Raw genomic sequence first — 1,288 nt, forward strand, 5'->3', positions numbered from 1 at the left:
GCCAAAGCGCGAAAGACGGCATTCATGCTCATGGCTCTAATATGCAACCATTTGGTTGCATGTCAAGCGGTGAGGCGCAAAAAGATCGGGTGCCGGGCTGCGCGGACTGGCGCCTTCAGCTGCGGGAGCGTCAGCGCTTGCGGGAGAACCAGAAGGCGTCGGCCATGCGCGTCATGCCGATGCGCTCGTAGAAGCCGACGGCGTCGGGCATCGAGATCAGGCTGATGGCGACCGAAGGGCCGAGCTGGCGGCGCGCCTCGTCCATCAGGCCTTTGCCGATGCCGAGCCCTTGCGCCGAGGCGGACACAGCGAGCTCGGAAATATAGCAGACCCAGGAGAAGTCGGTGACGCCCCGCGCGACGCCGACAAGCGGCTTGCCTTCTTTGTCGAGGCGCGCGGTCAACACTAGGTTGGCATTGTCGAGCATCCTCTTCAGGCGGGCCTCGTCATCGATGGGCCGCGTCTCGCCGAGGCCGGATTCGACCAACACGCGGCGGAATTCGGCGACAATCGAGCCTGGGCTCGCTGGCGTAGAGGACTTTGGAAGGATCGGCCATGGCGGCAGACTGCACCAGCCGGCCAGGATTTCGAAGCCATTTTGAGGTGTCATTCCGTCCGCAAGCCATGCCCCGCCATTGGCCCAAGCGCCGTGCACGAACAGTTGCCTTTCATTTGCCGCCGGCTTTGTGTAAACCGTCCCGCAAATTCCCCGCAGCCACGAAGAAGACGGGCCAGGTACCCATGGATAAATTCACCAAGCTCACCGGCGTCGCCGCGCCAATGCCGATCGTCAATGTCGACACCGACATGATCATCCCGAAGGATTATCTCAAGACGATCAAGCGCACCGGGCTCGGCACCGGCCTGTTCGCCGAGATGCGCTACAATGAGGACGGTTCGGAGAACCCGGATTTCGTGCTCAACAAGCCGGCCTACCGCAAGGCGCAGATCCTGGTCGCCGGCGACAATTTCGGCTGCGGCTCGAGCCGCGAGCATGCGCCCTGGGCGCTGCTCGATTTCGGCATCCGCTGCGTGATCTCGACCTCTTTCGCCGACATTTTCTACAACAACTGCTTCAAGAATGGCATCCTGCCGATCACGGTCAGCCCGGAAGACCTTGACAAACTGATGGACGACGCCTCGCGCGGCTCCAACGCGACGCTGTCGATCGACCTGGAAGCCAAGGAAATCCGCGGGCCGGACGGCGGCGTGGTCAAATTCGACCTCGACGATTTCAAGCGCCACTGTCTGCTGAACGGCCTGGACGACATCGGCCTCACCATGGAGA

At 62.2% G+C, this 1,288-nt stretch carries 2 protein-coding genes; one reads left to right on the forward strand and one right to left on the reverse strand.

Going from position 1 to position 1,288, the window contains the following annotated elements; translation table 11 throughout:
• Positions 1-130: 130 nt before the first annotated feature.
• Complete coding sequence (locus tag EOA27_RS36900) at positions 131-610, reverse strand: GNAT family N-acetyltransferase (protein ID WP_348526833.1); 480 nt, start codon at positions 608-610, stop codon at positions 131-133.
• A gap of 131 nt (positions 611-741) precedes the next feature.
• Between EOA27_RS36900 and leuD the strand changes: the two genes are divergently transcribed.
• Positions 742-1,288 (forward strand): 3-isopropylmalate dehydratase small subunit (gene leuD, locus EOA27_RS36905; protein WP_127258767.1); only part of this gene is annotated, 547 nt, incomplete at its 3' end.

The organism is Mesorhizobium sp. M2A.F.Ca.ET.037.01.1.1 (assembly GCF_003998075.1).
Classification (GTDB): Bacteria; Pseudomonadota; Alphaproteobacteria; order Rhizobiales; family Rhizobiaceae; genus Mesorhizobium.